Here is a 16952-nt window from a genome sequence, read left to right as displayed (position 1 = left end):
CTTAAAATTCGAAATTTTTTTCCGATTAATCAATTAAATCACACCATAAAGCGCCTGGCCTTGCTTTCCTAATTCATTAACTTTTTGCTCAACGTTGCTATCTTTAATCAATTCCGGTGCATGGTGTGGTTTTTTCCTGGCATCAATAATTAACGAGCCTTTGCATCCCCAATGTTTATTGATAGTAAAATCATTTACGCCATAAATATCTGCCGCCGGATTACTCCTTGTAAAAGTCACCCAAACTAAGTTATCGATAGTGGCTGCCGTAAATTCGGCATCATCTGCAATCACTATGAAAGGCAAACCTTGAAGATCCTGATCAATTAAAGAAATGTTTAGTGCTGCGATTTCAGCTGCCGTTTTTTCCACGCTGATGTACTTATCGCACTCCAAAACCAACACGCCCGGGATAGCAATTTTTGAGGTATAACAACCATCTCCGAGTTTAAGATCAGCAGGGATTTTATCCCAAAGCTCGCGTTTTTTTTCGCCTGCAGCGGCAATTACTACCTTCGAGCCACTATTTAAACCATCCCCACTATAATCTAAAGTATCAATTGTAGTGTTCGTATAAAAATGTACATCTCGGGTTAAATCTATTCGCTCTAAAATGTGAGTCAAAAATTCTTGTATATGATGTGTACTTAACTTTTCATCATCTTCCCGCGCAGTGATGAAAACATACTTGGCAAGGCTAAGTTGATTTTTACCTAAAATATGATTGGCAATAGTTAAAATTTCCTGTGGTCTTCTTTCTTTTAAATAAGGTGTATACCGCTCACTGCCAATGGCGAAAAGAAGTGGATGAACGCCAGCTGCATCAACCGCATGAACTTCTTTCAAACCATGAATTTCTTGTGGAATAGCAGAACCGGTAATTTCATGAATTAATGCCCCAAAACTGGTATCTTCCTGGGGTGGACGGCCAACAACCGTGAACGACCAGATGGCGTCTTTTTTATGATAAACGTTATGCACTTTCATCAAAGGGAAAGGATGGGTTAGACTATAATAGCCTAAATGATCGCCAAAAGGCCCTTCAGCTTTATTTTCATTCGGGTAAACCGTTCCCGTGATGATAAAATCAGCATCTGCCGATATACAAAAACCTTCATCATCATAAAAATAACGAAATCTGCGATCGCCCAGCGCACCTGCAAACGTCATTTCAGATAAACCTTCTGGTAAAGGCATTACCGCAGCCAAAGGATGCGAAGGCGGACCACCTACAAAGATACTCACCTTTAAGGGCTGTCCGAGCTTATTAGCTTTCGATTGATGAACGCCAATTCCCCTATGAATCTGATAATGTAGACCTATTTCCTGATCCTTTATATAATCATTACCAGCTAACTGAATACGGTACATTCCCAGGTTTGCATTCAGGATTCCAGGTTTTTCCACATCTTCCGTATACACTTGCGGCATCGTTACAAATGGCCCTCCGTCCATTGGCCAGTTAACAACCTGCGGCAAGGCACTTATTGTGGTTTTTAAAAACTTATTTTTGGCAGCCGGCGTTTTCATTGGCAGCGCTGATAAAGCAGACATGGCCGAACCTGCATATTTAAAAGGATTTTTCAATGCTTTCATTGGATCATTCCGCAGGGAAACCAGTTGCTGTACTTTGGGCAAAGTATCTCTAAAAATAAATTTAGAGCGCTCCAACGTACCAAATAAATTTGAAACTGCAGGAAAAGGACTTCCCTTAATTTTTTCAAACAATATTGCCGGCCCCTGATTTTCGTAAACCCTCAGGTGAATAGCAGCCATTTCCAGATGAGGATCTACCTCCTCTTTTATCCTGATTAAATGACCATTTTTTTCAAGATCTGATACACATTCTGCTAAACTTTTGTACGCCATGTCCAAAGATAAATATTTAGAATTTTGGAAAAACAAAAAACCTCAGATAAACAGATTTTATAAAATCAATTTACCTGAGGCTTTTACATTAATTATAGTGTTATTTTTTTCCAGCAAAAGAACGCAACATCCATGTGTTTTTCTCTTTAAACTGCATGAAACGGTTCACCATATCGTTAGACCCATCATCTCCGGCTTCATCAGTTGCTTCTAAAAGCGCTCTTTCGATTTCTATTAATTTCGCCATATCATCAAGGAGGGCATCAACCATATCAAGATCCTTCATGCCGATGGTATCAATTTCCTTAATTTGCGATTCCTTAATATAATCTGCAAAACGGCTATGTGGCGGTTTCCCTAACGTAAGCACACGTTCTGCAATTTCATCAATTGTTAATTGTGCATTAGTATATAATTCTTCGAACTTTACGTGAAGCGTAAAAAAGTTTTGTCCTTTGATATTCCAATGGCATCCCCTTAATTTCTGGTAATGAATATGATAATTAGCCAAATAATCATTTAAAAGATCAACTACCGGTTTAACCTCTTTTTCGTTTAAGCTTATTTCTTTAGCGTCCATTTTATTACAGTATTTATTATTGTTTTAATGTGAACGTAACAAACAAGTTTTATAAAAGTTTTAATCTAAACCTGCATCCATGCAATACCTTATTTATTAGTGCGTTTATTAATCAATACCATAGCAATTAATGCCTTTACAAGTAATTGTGAATGAATTATATAGATTAAAAAGCAACTTTAAAGAAAGATCTCCTCAGTTGATGTTGCCTCCAGAATCTGGATATGTTTAATAATATTATTCGTATAATTGCTTAATTTGACTTAGAAATTTATAAAAAATAAATGCACAAAATATATTTATCTGCTGTTGTTCTATTTGCTTTAAATATTGCAAATGCGAAAGCCAACACAGCGAGAGACTCTATCGGCGTAGAAAATAATAATGGCAAAAAACTTATTGTTCATCAAATTGTAGCCAAAGACACTTATTATTCTGTTGGAAGAAGGTACAATGTATCTCCAAAAGATATCATGGCTTTCAACGAAAACAAGTATCTGCAAATTGGGGTAATCATTAAAATTCCTACTAATCTTCCCTGGGGATCAACTCCTGGCACTCCCACTGTTTCCACTATTACAGATGGCGGCATAATTGAATATACCGTTAAAGCAAAGGATAATTTAAATGCCATTGCAGAAAAATACGGTACAACCGTTAACGAAATTAAAAAACTGAACAATCTCAAAGGCAATAATCTGAGCATTGGCCAGGTGCTTAAAATTGCTTCAAAAAATACGACCGTAGCAGATGCTCCGACCGTACCTACACAAACGGCAAAGCCAGAAACACCAGTTGTGGCGCCTCAACAAACTCCTGCAGTTGCAACAGATCCAACCATGATCGAACATACGGTAGCGTCAAAAGAATTTTTAGGTAAAATTGCTGAGAAATATGGTACCACCGTAGAGGAAGTTAAAAAAGCCAATAACCTATCGGGAAATAATCTCCGTATCGGACAGAAGTTAAAAATCCCTGCTACTAAAAACGTAGAAGAAAACAAGGTAGTGAGTGTTTCAGAACAAACGCCGGCAAATACCGATACGGCAAAAGCTCCAGATGCATCTGGAACGCATACTGTACTAAGAAACGAAACCATTTTTACTGTTGCTAAACAGTATGGTGTTACAGCCTACCAGTTGAGAAAGTTAAACAACTTACCAGATAATGCCATTACCATAGGCCAGGTTTTGAAGGTTCCAGGTGGAATTGTTACCGAAGTTCAGGTTCCAAAGGAAAAACAAGCCGAACAAACAGCTAAACCGGCGCCTGCATCGAAAGATGAAAGCTTTATCCATACCGTATCTGACGGTGAAACCATTTTTACTATTGCTAAAAAATATAATATTACCGCTTATCAAATCAGATCAGCAAATAAAATGGATGAAAATACCATTAAAACTGATCAGAAATTAATCATCCCTAGACCGCCACAGCCAAGATCAGTTAATGACTTGTCTAAAGAGGAGCAGGAAAATGAACCAGATAGCACGATGGTGAAAGATCCGAAACTTCGTCGCGATCCGAGTGTTTATGGTTTGAGCCAGATTGAAGAAAAAGGCACCGCCATATGGATTGCTGATGCTGATTTAGATGGCACCAAAATGTTAGTTTTACACCGCAGTGCACCTGTTGGACGTGTAATTAAATTAACGAACCCAATGACAAATCGTACCACCTTCGCCAAGGTTGTTGGTAAATTTACAGAGAACGAGTCGACAAAAGATGTTATCATTGTAATGACTAAAGCTGTTGCCGATTCATTAGGTGCTTTAGACAAGCGATTTTTATGTAATTTAACCTATAGTGCTCAATGAGTTTAAACAAAAAACCCTTTGTGATTGGTATTGCCGGCGGTAGCGGATCTGGTAAAACTTTTTTTTTGAACTGCTTTCTTCACCATTTTAAACAAGATGAAGTAACACTGGTTTCCCAGGATGATTATTACATCCCGGCAGGAGACATGACACAGGAAGAAAATAAACTCTATAATTTTGATCTCCCGTCTACCATAGATAGCGAACAATTTCTGAAAGATATTAAGCAGTTGCTGAATGGCGAGGTGGTGTATAAAAAGGAATATAGTTTCAATAACCCACTTGCAGTGGTTAAGATTTTAGAAATTAAATCTGCTCCAATTATTATTGTAGAAGGTCTTTTTATTCTTCACTTTCAAGAAATTGCCGCCTTGTTAGACCATACTATTTTTGTTGATGCCGACGAACAGGTTGCGTTAGACCGTCGTGTTAAACGTGATGGCCTAGAACGTGGTTATCCTGAAGAAGATGTGATCTACAAGTGGCATAATCATGTTGTACCTGCCTATAAGGAATATCTTTTACCTTATAGAGATAATTGCGATAAGGTGGTGATGAACAACACTAACGAACCAGATGAATTAATTGCCATTACGGAAGACATTTCAAATGATCTCCGGAACAATATTTTGGTAAACATATATTAAACGAGAAAAGGATAGCTTCTGCTATCCTTTTCTCGTTTAGAAGAAATTAATTTAATCAAAATTCATTTCCGGAATTTCCCCTTCTACAATCAATTTACCTGCAGTAGATTGTTGAATAAATTCAATACTCACTCCCGGTGCCCGTTCTAGCAACTGAAAGCCACCCTCAGGCAAAACAGCAAGTACTGCTATTTCGGTAACGATCTTTTTAATACATTTTACCCCCGTTAACGGCAGTGTACATTTACTTAATAATTTGCTTTCGCCAGCTTTGTTGACATGTTGCATGGCTACAATGATATTTTTAGCGGAGGCCACCAAATCCATGGCGCCACCCATTCCTTTCACCATTTTGCCCGGGATTTTCCAATTGGCTATATCTCCGTTTTCTGAAACTTCCATTGCACCTAATATAGTCAGATCTACCTTCTGTGCCCTTATCATCCCAAAACTCATGGCCGAATCAAAGATAGATGAACCAGGAAGGGTGGTGATGGTTTGTTTTCCGGCATTGATTAAATCGGCATCTTCTTCCCCTTCAAAAGGAAAAGGCCCCATGCCTAACAAGCCATTTTCTGATTGTAGTACAACATTTATGTTTTTAGGAATATAGTTAGCCACCAGGGTGGGAATTCCTATTCCAAGGTTTACATAATAACCGTCTTTTATTTCTTTTGCGATGCGTTTCGCTATTTCTTCTTTAGATAATGGCATAAAATGATTTTGAGGGATCGAATGGGTGACTGATTGATTGAATGAGTGAATGATTGATTGATTGAATGAATGAATGGATGGTGCGAATGCAGGCCTTAAGGCTTCACACGAACAGTTCGCTGTTCAATTCTTTTTTCATAATCCTTGCCCTGAAAGATGCGATGAACGTAAATTCCTGGTGTATGAATATGATCTGGATCTAATGCTCCAACGGCCACTAACTCTTCAACTTCAGCAATAGTAATTTTTCCGGCCATTGCCATTACCGGATTAAAGTTTCTACTGGTCGACCGGAATACCAAATTACCTGCAGCATCGCCTTTCCAGGCTTTTACAATGGCAAAATCTGCATCGAATGCATATTCCAGCAGATAATCCTTCCCATCAAAATTTCGAATTTCTTTACCTTCAGCAACCTCGGTTCCCACACCTGCTGGTGTAAAAATTGCTGGCATACCATATCCTGCAGCCATACAGCGGGTTGCGAGTGTTCCCTGCGGAATGAGATCAACTTCCAGTTCTCCGCTCAACAACTGTCTTTCAAACTCAGCATTTTCACCAACATAAGAAGAAATCATTTTCTTCACCTGATGTTGCTTTAACAGCAAACCAATACCAAAATCATCTACACCAGCATTATTGGATATGCAGGTTAAGTTTTTTACTTTTTTTTCTACTAAGGCATTGATGCAGTTTTCCGGAATACCACAAAGCCCGAAACCGCCAAGCATAATTGTAGCGCCATCTGAAATATCTTTGATCGCCTCTTCAGCGCCTGATACCACTTTATTTATCATTTTACGAATTTTTGGTTAGTTCGCTAATTTAGTAAATGCCTTTAGATATTAAACAAACATTTGCTTTTAAATCTTTTTAGAATAACATTAAATTGGAATTAATCTAAACAACACTTACCTTTGCCTAGCAATGATTTACGAGAGAGACGAAGACAAAACAATGATTATCCCTACCGATCCTGAATTTCAAAAAGGAATGGGGTTTATTTTCAGCTGTACCGCTGAACACAAAAAGTGTTGTGAAAAATATAAAAAAGGGAAGCGTTGTAAGAAGTGTCCTGGAGATAAGAAGAAGTAAAGCTGTTGGGTATTTCGCCTAAGTACCGTTTAACGTTATTCGTTTAATGAATCTATTTTCTTAGTCGTTTAACATTATTCGTTTTAATACAATAAAGTATTTCCCTAACTATTTTGCGTATAACATCCTTCGTTTATAACGTCCCAATCTATTTCTCTTTTCGCAATTTCCTATTTCCCTTTCTACTTCTCTAATTCAAATACACATAGGTAATTCCGTCTCCGCCTCTATCCGCATGTTCGTCTTCCATCCTATTTACCTGGCTATATTTCCGAAGGTATTCTCTGATCATTTTTCTTAAAATCCCATCACCTTTACCGTGAATAAGTTTTATAGACGGAAAGCCTAACATAATAGCTTTATCCAGGTATTTTTCTACTTCAAACAAAGCATCTTCAGTACGTTTACCTCTCAAGTCTAATTCTGCCCGGAAACCTGAAACAGCATCATTCATTCGTCCTGCGAATGAACTTCCAATGCTTTGTACTACTTTCTTCGCCTCTTTATTACTAATCCGCTGTACACGATTCTTTTTAACTGTAGAACGTAAATCGCCAATGGCTAAAATCAATTCATTGCGGTTAATTTCCATCACAACTCCAGTGGTTTCACTATCAGTAAACTTTACCCAGTCGCCAATTGCAATCTCTCCACCAACCACTATTGGCGCAGGCTTAGGCCGCTCTTTTGGCACTGTATTTTTAATAAGTTCTTGCTGCAAATTCTGACGAAGTTCTTTTGTAATGGCTTTATCTGCTTGTTTTTCTTTAATCTCAGCAATGGTATTTTCGACCAGCTTATTGGCATTTTTAATAATGTTTTGTGCCTCCTGCTTAGCCTCCTTAATTAAAATCCGCCTATTTTCGTCTAAAAATTCTCTTAGCTTTTCATTCTCCGCAATTAAGTTTTTAGCCTTATTCTGTTGATTGGCTAAACTTACCTTTGCATCATAAACGTTCTTTTTATCACGCTCCAGATCCACAAGCATCGTATCCACACGGTTCTGGTTTGAACCCGTCTTTTCTCTCGCCAACTGAATAACTTCTTTCGGGAGTCCGATATTCTGCGCAATTTCAAAAGCATAAGAACTTCCGGGTTTACCCATTTCCAGAATGTAAAGCGGCTTCATCTTTGCATTATCAAAAAGCATAGATGCGTTTTCTAAACCGGGCGTATTCCCTGCAAATAGTTTTAAGTTAGAATAGTGAGTGGTAATTACGCCACGAACTTTTTTGTTGTTCAACACTTCCAGAACCGCTTCTGCCATCGGTCCGCCAAATTGAGGATCGGTACCTGTACCAAATTCATCAATCAAAACCATTGTTTTTGGAGAAGCATGCTCTACGAAATAACGCATCTTTTTTAAATGGGCACTGTAGGTACTCAAATCACTTTCTATGGATTGATCATCACCAATATCTGCAAAGATATTTTCAAAAACACCAACCTCACTATTCGCATCAACCGGAATTAATAATCCTGTTTGCAACATAATTTGGAGTAAACCCACTGTTTTCATGCAAACAGATTTACCGCCTGCATTTGGTCCGGAAACTAAAACAACACGGGTTTCTGCATCGATATGAATATTGAGTGGAGTAACGGTTTTCTTTTCTGCTGCAAAAGAAAGTGCCAGTAAAGGATGCCTTGCATTGATTAGCTTTGTCTTCGGTTCTTTCAGTAAACCAGGCATTTCTGCCTCGATATCTAAAGCAAATAAAGCCTTCGCCCGTACAAAATCCAGTTTGGTTAAAAAGCCATGATAGGAAAGCAGTAAAGGTGAATAAGGACGCAAATCATCAGTAAGTGCTATTAAAATTTTAATAATTTCTCTTCGTTTATCAAATTCTAAATCGCGAAGCTTATTGTTTAGCGTAAACACTTCTTCTGGCTCAATGTAAACGGTTTGCCCCGTAGCCGACTCATCATGAACGAAACCTTTCAATTTGCGTTTATTTTCAGCCAACACCGGAATACACATTCTGCCATCCCGAATAGTTAAACTTCCATCGGCTACCCAGTTATTGGCAATGGCTTGTTTATAAATCGAATCCATGCGCTTCCGCACATCCTGCTCGGCACGAGAAATTGAAGAGGTAATTTCTTGTAATTCTTTCGAAGCATTCAGCTTTATTTTTCCCTTAGGATCAATCACCGTTTCTATTTTCCTGAGGATATTTTTTTCAATGGGTAAATGTTCAAAAAGTGCTTCCAGGGTTGGATAAACCTCCGCCCGCTCTTCAAAAAACCGCAAAACAGAAAAAACAGTTTGCAGAGAAGTGTACACATGAAACCATTCATCTTCCTGAAGATAAGTGCCTTCTACCCTGATCTTATCAACCAGAGATTTAATATCAAAAAAGGAATTAATTTGTAGTGGCTCCTGGTTCTGCAGGATGCTTTTAAACTCGTTAGTTTGACGTAAAAATTTATCGATCTGATCAAAACGATTCATCACCTGCATCTTTTGCACCATCGCCTGCCCCATCGGACTCAAACAATGCTTGCTAATAAGTTGCCTTATCTCTACAAAACCTAAACGTTCTAAACAATTTTCGGGATATAACATATTATTGTACTGCTACTGATAACGGTCTTAAATCACCATTTTTTCTGGTATTTAAAATCGAATCAGCCTGTGCTTTTTTCTTTTTAATTTGTGCATCGGCTTTCACCTTAGATAAAGAATCAGTTTTCATCTTTTTTCTAATGGATAAAGAATCTGCTTTGAATTTTTTAATTATTTTAAGTGAATCTGTTTTGAATCTCTTTTTCTGCAACAGGGAATCAGCCACTTTAATATTGGCTTTTTGCTTATCTAAACGAGTAGAAATCACTTTGTACATTTCTTGCAACTTTTCAGGATTCTGATAATAATAATTTAAACTCCGGGTATATTCTGCAGAATCGGTATCGAACTTTTTATAAATGCCCTTATAATAAGCGGAGGCAACTTTCCTGGCAGAATCTGGAACATAAATGGTAGAAATATAGCCATCCACTACATGAATATCAAATAAGATCCCTTCCATTCTGGTGATATCAATGATGCCATCTGGTGTTTTCGACTTGCAGCCAAAAGCCAGAACCACCACCACTAAACCCCAAATTAATCTTTTCATGCTCAATTAAAATATTATTTTTTGCCCAAATTGCGGCAAGGTTGTTAATTTTACCCAAAAATAGTTATAAATGAGCATAGCTGATAATCTTAAACAATATAAAAACGAAGTGGAGGCTGATGGCGTCAAACTGATCGCCGTTTCAAAAACACAATCTGCCGATACGATACTGGAAGCTTACAATGCTGGTCAGCGTATTTTTGGCGAAAATGTAGTGCAGGAGATGGTCGAGAAGCAGGCACAATTACCTCAGGATATTGAATGGCATTTAATAGGCCATTTACAAAGCAATAAAGCAAAATATATTGCTCCGTTCGTGAGCATGATTCATGGTGTGGACAGCTTGAAGCTACTTCAGGAAATTAACAAACAGGCACTAAAAAATAAACGCATAATAGATTGTTTATTGCAGATCTATATTGCCGACGAAGAAACTAAATTTGGTTTGGCTCATGATGAAGCCATTGAATTACTTCGCTCAGGCGAATTTGCCGAACTGAAAAACATTAGGATTGTTGGTTTAATGGGAATAGCAACGAATACCAAAAATGAAAAGCAAATCACCATTGAATTTAACGAATTGAAAGTATTTTTTGATGGCATTAAGGCAAGCTTTTTTCCGAAAGAAGATTCTTTTAAAGAAATTTCTACAGGCATGAGTGCCGATTACAAAATAGCGATTGAAGAAGGAAGTACCATGGTACGTATTGGAAGTAGTATTTTTGGAAAGCGCACCATCAAACATTTTAAAAATACATCAGATAATCTTTAATGAATTTAAATATCAGAACTGCAAAAGCCATAGACTGTCCGAGGATTCTTGAGCTGATTAACGAACTGGCTGTCTACGAACGTGCACCAGAGGAAGTTACTGTAACCCTGGATCACTTTATTGAAGCTGGATTTGGTGAAAACCCGGTTTGGAAGGCTTTCGTAGCTGAGGTGGATGGAAAAATTATAGGCTTCGCTTTATACTACACCCGTTACTCTACCTGGAAAGGCTCGCGCATATATTTGGAAGATTTTTTCGTTACTGAAGCTTTCAGAGGCCAGGGCATTGGTAAATTTCTTTTTGAAAAGGTTATTGATGAAGCTAAGAATGGTAATTTTAATGGAATGGTTTGGCAGGTGTTAGACTGGAACGAACCAGCGATTAACTTTTACAATAAATACCATGCATCTTTAGAAAGTGGCTGGTTAAATGCGGCACTTTCTACAGATCAGGTTAAGGGGATTTAATATGGATATTTTTAAGTTTGGAGGCGCATCTGTAAAAGATGCGGCTGGCGTAAAAAACCTTTGCAATATTGTACGCGATTACCAAAATGGTAAATTGCTGGTGGTGGTTTCTGCCATGGGAAAAATAACAAATAAGCTGGAAGAATTAACACATGCCTATTTAAATGGCAGTGAGGAAACCCATGCCATTTTCGACGAAATAAAACACTTTCATTTTCACATCATCGAGGAACTTTTTGAGGGTAAATCCAATTCTGTTTATGATGATGTTGCCAATACTTTTGTAGAGATCGATTGGTTAATTGAGGATGAGCCTGATAATGACGCTGATTATATCTATGACCAGATTGTATCTATTGGTGAAGTGATTTCCACTAAAATTGTAGCGGCCTGGTTAAATGAAAATAATAACAAAGCATTATGGGCCGATGCCAGAAATTTTATTCAGACAGATAATACTTATCGGGAAGGAAAAGTAGACTGGACTAAAACCAGTCAAATCATTCAACGCGATTTAGTACCTCTCCTTAATAATTACATTATCGTTACTCAGGGCTTCATTGGTGGCACGAGCGAAAATTATACTACAACTTTGGGTAGAGAAGGCTCAGATTACTCTGCTGCTATCTTTGCCTCCTGCCTGGACGCTGTAGCGCTAACCATCTGGAAAGACGTTCCAGGCGTACTCAATGCCGATCCAAAATGGTTCGATGAAACGGAAAAAATTGCCCAGCTTTCCTATCACGATGCTATTGAACTCACTTATTATGGAGCAACGGTGATTCATCCTAAAACGATAAAACCATTGCAAAATAAAGGCATTCCGTTATTTGTACGCTCATTTATTCAGCCAGAGGGTGTTGGAACAGCCATTACGAAAGACAATAATCCACTTCCTATTCCTTCTTTTATCTTTAAGGTTAATCAAGCTTTAATTTCTATTTTTCCAAAAGACTATTCATTTATTATTGAAGAAAATCTAAGTAACATCTTCGAACTTTTTCACAAGCATAAAATTAAGATTAATACCATGTTGAACTCGGCCATCAGCTTTTCGGTGAGCGTTGATGATCAATCAGAAAGGATAGCGCAATTAATCAAAGACCTTTCAACAGAGTTTAATGTTAAATATAACAAAAACCTGGAGTTAGTAACCATCAGGTATTATAACCAAAGCACTATTGATCGGGTAACGGTAGATAAAGATATTTTACTTGAGGTGAAAAGCCGCCATACCTGCCAGATGGTAATGAAAAATAAATAGGTAACAAATTGAATTAGGAATTCAGCAATAAGTCCACTCTGATACTAAATACCTGATACTATATACTTGATACTAAATACCCGATACTAAATACTTGATACTAATTACCCAATACTAATTACCCGATTCTAAAAATGAACCTCGAACTTTTAGCGAAATCCGTCCAAGATTACATCAACGCAAACTTAAATGCAGATGTAAATCAGATTGCTTTGGCTAAAAGTAAATTCGAAGGGGTAACGTCAGCGGAATTAGCCGGACAGATACTTAGTAAAAAAAAATCCGAAAAGAAACTGCCTACCTGGTATCAAACACCAGACATTTATTATCCGCCTGCTTTATCTATCGAACAAACCTCCTCAGAAACTACAGCACAGTATAAATCAAAATTAGCAATTGGTAATACACTTATTGATCTGACAGGAGGCTTTGGCATTGATGCTTATTATTTTGCTAAGCAGGTTCCTGCGGTAACCCATTGTGAAATTAACCCGGAGCTTTCAGAGATAGCAAGACATAATGCGAAAAAACTCGGTTCATCTTCTATTCATTTCGAAGCTGTTGATGGCATCGAATTTATTGATAATGGCACACAACAATATGACACGATTTATGTAGACCCTGCGCGCAGAGCCAATAAAGGAAAAGTTTTTATGTTGAAAGACTGCACGCCAGATGTTACGGCTAACCTGGATTTATTATTGCAAAAATCGGAAAGGATTATCATTAAAACTGCTCCCCTCTTAGATATAACTGCAGGATTGAGTGAATTAAAATGCGTAAGTGAAATACACATTGTGAGCGTCAAAAATGAATGTAAAGAGCTACTTTGGATTATTGACAAGCGCTTTTCTGGTCATCCGGAAATTACAGCGGTATCATTAAATGAAAAGGAAAAAGCTTTTATCTTTGAAAAAGCTAAAAGTAATGTTGATGCAATATTCATTAATGATCTTTCGGATGTACTATATCTATACGAGCCAGATGCAGCATTACTCAAATCCGGCGCCTTTAATCTGATTGCGGTCAGGTATCAATTGGTAAAATTACATCCGCAGACACAACTGTATGGCAGTAAAAAGATTAATAAAGATTTTCCTGGAAGAATTTTCGAAATCAAAGATCAGTTAACTGCCGCCGACTTAAAAAAGGTGAATAATTTAACTGGCAATGTTTTGGTAAGAAATTATCCGGCAAAACCGGAAGATTTAGTCAAAAAATATAAAATTACACCCAATCACGATCTTTTTTTCATCTTTACTAAAGTAGCCAATGGCGATAATATTATTATCAAAGCATCAATCATTCAACACTATTGATGATAAACCAGCATGATTTAATAATGGATCGGATCTTTATTCCAGATTTAAATGTAAAATAAAAGAGCCTTTCATGGAGAAGGGCTCTTTCTGTTTAACGGTTAATTAGCTAATCTTTTTAACGTTGATTGCCTGCAGCCCTTTTTTACCATCGGCTACCTCAAATTCTACCCGATCTCCTTCTTGGATGCCATCAATCCCACCCAATACATCTTTAAAATGAACAAATAAATCGGTATTATCTTCTTGTAATATAAATCCAAAACCTTTTTGAGTATTAAACCACTTAACTTTTCCAGTCGCCATAAAAATAAAAAATAACAATAAATAAATAATTCTTTAGATCTTGTTCTTCATTTTCTTAAAAGACTTAAAAAATAATTACTTATTAAGCGTCAATCTTCGAACAAGACAATCAAATATAATAAATACGGGTACAACAAGACCAAAACGATCCTTTGTTAACGATAATGTTGCGTATTTATCTAAAAATCAGTATTTATTTGTTCGGCTGTGGCGTAGTACGCAGATATGGCTTGATAACTTTGTGTCCTTTTGGAAATTTATCAGGAATATCTTCTGTTTTAATACTATTAATTACGATTACATCTTCACCATCTTTCCAATCGGCCGGCGTGGCAACCGTATATTGAGCAGTAAGTTGTAAAGAATCAATAACCCTTAATACTTCATTAAAATTTCTTCCGGTAGATGCTGGATAAGTAATGGTTAGTTTCACTTTTTTATCAGGGCTAATTACAAAAAGAGATCGCACTGTTTGTGTTTCTGACGCATTTGGATGTATCATATCATAAAGATTTGCCACCGTTTTATCTGCATCTGCAATAATCGGGAATTCTACCGATGTATTTTGCGTTTCATTGATATCATTGATCCACCCTTTGTGTGATTCTGCTGAATCAACACTCAAAGCCAGTACTTTCACATTACGCTTTTCGAACTCACCTTTTAAAGCAGCAGTCCGGCCAAGTTCTGTGGTACAAACTGGCGTATAATCTGCCGGATGAGAAAATAAAACGCCCCAGCTATCTCCTAAATATTCATAAAAATCTATCTTTCCAATTGATGTTTCCGCTTGAAAATTTGGTGCGGTATCGCCTAATCTTATGCTCATAATAATATTGATTTTAAGTTGATTTAAACAAATCTAATCAATACTATAGTAAATACATAGATTTAATATTGCATTTAGACATCGAAATTATAATTGTACAAAAAACCCCTGAAGAAGTTACGCAACAGGGGGTTCAAATATTAATTTGTTTGGGTTATTTAATTATAAACTTTAATCATGAATACATAATCTTGTAATTTCTCGATCTGTTTTGTACGTTTCAATCCAGACATTAAGCTTTTCTTTGTAGATGAAAGTTTATTAGAACCTAATGAATCCTGAGGGATAGCACGCATAGCTTCCAAAATATACTTAGATTTTATGGCAAATGCAGCGCCTTCTGTCTGATCTGGCTTTCCGCTGATAATACCAACCAAATTACCGTTAGCATCTAAAAGTGGTCCACCGCTGTTTCCTGGATTAACAGGAATTGAAACCTGGTATTGCGTGGTGTCTCCAATAAAACCATTTTTTGAGCTTACATACCCTTCACCCAAAACTGCATCATCTTTTGGATAACCTAAAGTATATACTATTTCTCCAATACTGCTGGTATTCTTCCTGATAGAATAAGGAATGGCTGATAAATGACTGAAATTTTTATCGCTTATTTTAAGGATTGCGATATCATTTTGAGGATCTGTATAAATTGATTTTACTTTAAAAGATTCACCTTTGTTATTTTGAACATATAAAGAATCAGCACCATTAATTACATGCAAGTTAGTCAGGATATAACCATTGGTAGAAATGGCAAAGCCGGTACCACCGAAGCTATTTTGAACTGCAGGTTTACCAGGACTTGCATTGGTATTATTTATCTTCCTGATTAAACTATTCTGGGTTTTGATTGCTTTGTTTACCTGGTTGCTCAACAAAACAAGCTGTTCTTTTTGCTTAGTGTTATGCTGAATAGAATAAACAGAAACCAACGATAAAACTAGGAATGAAGCTGCAACTGCAATTACCGACTTATGTTCACGCCATAACTGCACCAAACGTGAAGGATGAGGGCCAAGCTTAGTAGCCAGACTATCTACATCTATCTCTGCGTGAATACTATTTAATTGTTCTTTCAGACGAATTTGCGCGGCAAACATTTCCATAGATTCCATAAAGAATTTATGTGAAACCACCTTATGATCTACAGTCGGATCATTGCGGCGTAACTGTTCAAAAGCTTCGGTTTCCTGTAAATTAAGTTTACCTAAAAGATAATCTTCAATAATTGCATCTAACTCCAAATCGTTTCTCATTTCAATGATTATGGTTGAAAAAATATTTTCTTTAACCGTTGCAGGCACTTATACTTCTGTGTTTTTGCATTATCAGTGTTGGTGTACCCAAACTTTTCGCAAATATCCTGCATGGATAAACTATGTATATAAAAATCTTGAATAATGGTTTTACAGGGTTCGCCAAGATGATCAAGAGCCGATTGCATTTTTACAAATTGCAAATCTTTTTCCTCATGCTCTTCTACGTCTTCTTCTACAGCAAACACATCTTCATAATCATTTATATTGCCTGTTTTTCTACTACTCTGACTCAGTTTTTTTAACCAAATCCTCCGGCAAACCGAATAAATATATGTTTTAAGTTTACTGCTGAGCTCGAAGTTACCCTCCTTAATTTTGTTATATAAAATAATTATCGCTTCCTGGTAAACATCTTTTGCATCGTCCTCATCACCATTATTATTCAGGATAAATTGCAAAACCATCGCAAAATAAGCCTTGTACAACTTGTTAAGTGTATCTTCAGAGTTATTTAGAATACCCAAAATAACCTCTCTATCCGTTGGAACTGAACTCTTTAAACTGTTATTCACTAGTTAATACATTTTTCGGTAAATAGTAACCCAATATTAGACAAAAAAATTTACAGCCACTAACAGACTTTAATACCTCATCTATACAAACGGTAACCCAAAAAGCTGATTAAAAAATATTTTCACTTTTTTAAAAATTGTTGGGTTACCTTTTTAACTTTGCGGCATTAACAAGAAAATTAATTACTTAAAAAAATTCAAAAATGAAAAATGCATTCAAATTAGGCTTCTTAGCTTTAGCTTTATCTTTATCAGTTGTTGCTTGTAACTCAGAAAAAAAAGCTGAAGGTGCTGATACAACTTTAACTGATTCTTCTACT

16 protein-coding genes are annotated in these 16952 nt (G+C 36.8%); 6 read left to right on the top strand and 10 right to left on the bottom strand.

Annotated elements, in window-relative coordinates:
- Positions 1-33: 33 nt before the first annotated feature.
- Together SOM16_RS06780 and SOM16_RS06775 are read right to left on the bottom strand one after the other, a co-directional pair.
- A complete protein-coding gene (locus SOM16_RS06780) occupies positions 34-1869 on the bottom strand; it encodes a UbiD family decarboxylase (RefSeq protein WP_320463237.1) in 1836 nt (611 codons plus the stop codon).
- A 100-nt stretch (positions 1870-1969) separates the two neighbouring features.
- Positions 1970-2449, bottom strand: coding sequence for a DNA starvation/stationary phase protection protein (locus SOM16_RS06775; RefSeq protein WP_320463236.1), 480 nt, complete (start codon positions 2447-2449; stop codon positions 1970-1972).
- A 284-nt stretch (positions 2450-2733) separates the two neighbouring features.
- On the opposite strand from SOM16_RS06775, the gene SOM16_RS06770 reads away from it, so the two are divergent.
- Together SOM16_RS06770 and SOM16_RS06765 are read left to right on the top strand one after the other, a co-directional pair.
- Positions 2734-4266: a LysM peptidoglycan-binding domain-containing protein gene (locus SOM16_RS06770; protein WP_320463235.1), complete on the top strand. Its 1533-nt coding sequence runs from the start codon at positions 2734-2736 to the stop codon at positions 4264-4266.
- A complete protein-coding gene (locus tag SOM16_RS06765; RefSeq protein WP_320463234.1) occupies positions 4263-4913 on the top strand; it encodes a uridine kinase family protein in 651 nt (216 codons plus the stop codon). Before SOM16_RS06770 ends, SOM16_RS06765 begins: the two co-directional genes overlap by 4 nt.
- Positions 4914-4964: 51 nt before the next feature.
- Here the strand turns inward: SOM16_RS06765 and SOM16_RS06760 are convergent, their stop codons facing one another.
- The 4 genes from SOM16_RS06760 to SOM16_RS06745 all read right to left on the bottom strand — a co-directional run bounded on the left by SOM16_RS06760 (position 4965) and on the right by SOM16_RS06745 (position 9844).
- Positions 4965-5627 carry a CoA transferase subunit B gene (locus SOM16_RS06760; RefSeq protein WP_320463233.1) on the bottom strand — a complete coding sequence of 221 codons (663 nt, stop codon included), beginning with the start codon at positions 5625-5627 and terminating at the stop codon, positions 4965-4967.
- 95 nt (positions 5628-5722) lie between these two features.
- The gene (locus SOM16_RS06755) at positions 5723-6424 is read right to left on the bottom strand and encodes a CoA transferase subunit A (RefSeq protein WP_320463232.1); all 702 of its coding nucleotides are present in this window, start codon (positions 6422-6424) and stop codon (positions 5723-5725) included.
- 488 nt (positions 6425-6912) lie between these two features.
- Entirely contained in the window at positions 6913-9291 is a 2379-nt protein-coding gene (locus tag SOM16_RS06750) for an endonuclease MutS2 (RefSeq protein WP_320463231.1), read from the bottom strand.
- 1 nt (position 9292) lies between these two features.
- Complete coding sequence (locus SOM16_RS06745) at positions 9293-9844, bottom strand: DUF4296 domain-containing protein (protein ID WP_320463230.1); 552 nt, start codon at positions 9842-9844, stop codon at positions 9293-9295.
- A 70-nt stretch (positions 9845-9914) separates the two neighbouring features.
- Here SOM16_RS06745 and SOM16_RS06740 point away from each other — a divergent pair, with 70 nt between their 5' ends.
- The 4 genes from SOM16_RS06740 (at position 9915) to SOM16_RS06725 (ending at position 13666) form a co-directional block, all read left to right on the top strand.
- Positions 9915-10616, top strand: a complete 702-nt coding sequence (locus tag SOM16_RS06740) for a YggS family pyridoxal phosphate-dependent enzyme (protein ID WP_320463229.1) — start codon at positions 9915-9917, stop codon at positions 10614-10616.
- Entirely contained in the window at positions 10616-11083 is a 468-nt protein-coding gene (locus SOM16_RS06735; protein WP_320463228.1) for a GNAT family N-acetyltransferase, read from the top strand. Before SOM16_RS06740 ends, SOM16_RS06735 begins: the two co-directional genes overlap by 1 nt.
- A 1-nt stretch (position 11084) precedes the next feature.
- Positions 11085-12347, top strand: a complete 1263-nt coding sequence (locus tag SOM16_RS06730; protein WP_320463227.1) for an aspartate kinase — start codon at positions 11085-11087, stop codon at positions 12345-12347.
- A 134-nt stretch (positions 12348-12481) separates the two neighbouring features.
- Positions 12482-13666, top strand: a complete 1185-nt coding sequence (locus SOM16_RS06725) for a class I SAM-dependent methyltransferase (RefSeq protein WP_320463226.1) — start codon at positions 12482-12484, stop codon at positions 13664-13666.
- A gap of 105 nt (positions 13667-13771) precedes the next feature.
- Here the strand turns inward: SOM16_RS06725 and SOM16_RS06720 are convergent, their stop codons facing one another.
- From SOM16_RS06720 to SOM16_RS06705, 4 genes are all read right to left on the bottom strand, one after another.
- A complete protein-coding gene (locus tag SOM16_RS06720) occupies positions 13772-13972 on the bottom strand; it encodes a cold-shock protein (RefSeq protein WP_320463225.1) in 201 nt (66 codons plus the stop codon).
- Positions 13973-14165: 193 nt separating this feature from the next.
- Positions 14166-14801: a peroxiredoxin gene (locus SOM16_RS06715; RefSeq protein ID WP_320463224.1), complete on the bottom strand. Its 636-nt coding sequence runs from the start codon at positions 14799-14801 to the stop codon at positions 14166-14168.
- A gap of 158 nt (positions 14802-14959) precedes the next feature.
- Positions 14960-16057: a S1C family serine protease gene (locus SOM16_RS06710; RefSeq protein ID WP_320463223.1), complete on the bottom strand. Its 1098-nt coding sequence runs from the start codon at positions 16055-16057 to the stop codon at positions 14960-14962.
- Between the two features lie 8 nt (positions 16058-16065).
- On the bottom strand, positions 16066-16632 hold the full coding sequence (locus tag SOM16_RS06705; protein WP_320463222.1) for a sigma-70 family RNA polymerase sigma factor: 567 nt from the start codon (positions 16630-16632) through the stop codon (positions 16066-16068).
- Positions 16633-16952: the final 320 nt, after the last annotated feature.

Origin of the sequence: Pedobacter sp. CFBP9032 (genome assembly GCF_034045265.1) — a bacterium.
Taxonomy (GTDB): domain Bacteria; phylum Bacteroidota; class Bacteroidia; order Sphingobacteriales; family Sphingobacteriaceae; genus Pedobacter.
Note: the sequence above shows the minus strand (reverse complement) of the source record. Positions and strands in the feature narration are given on the sequence as shown.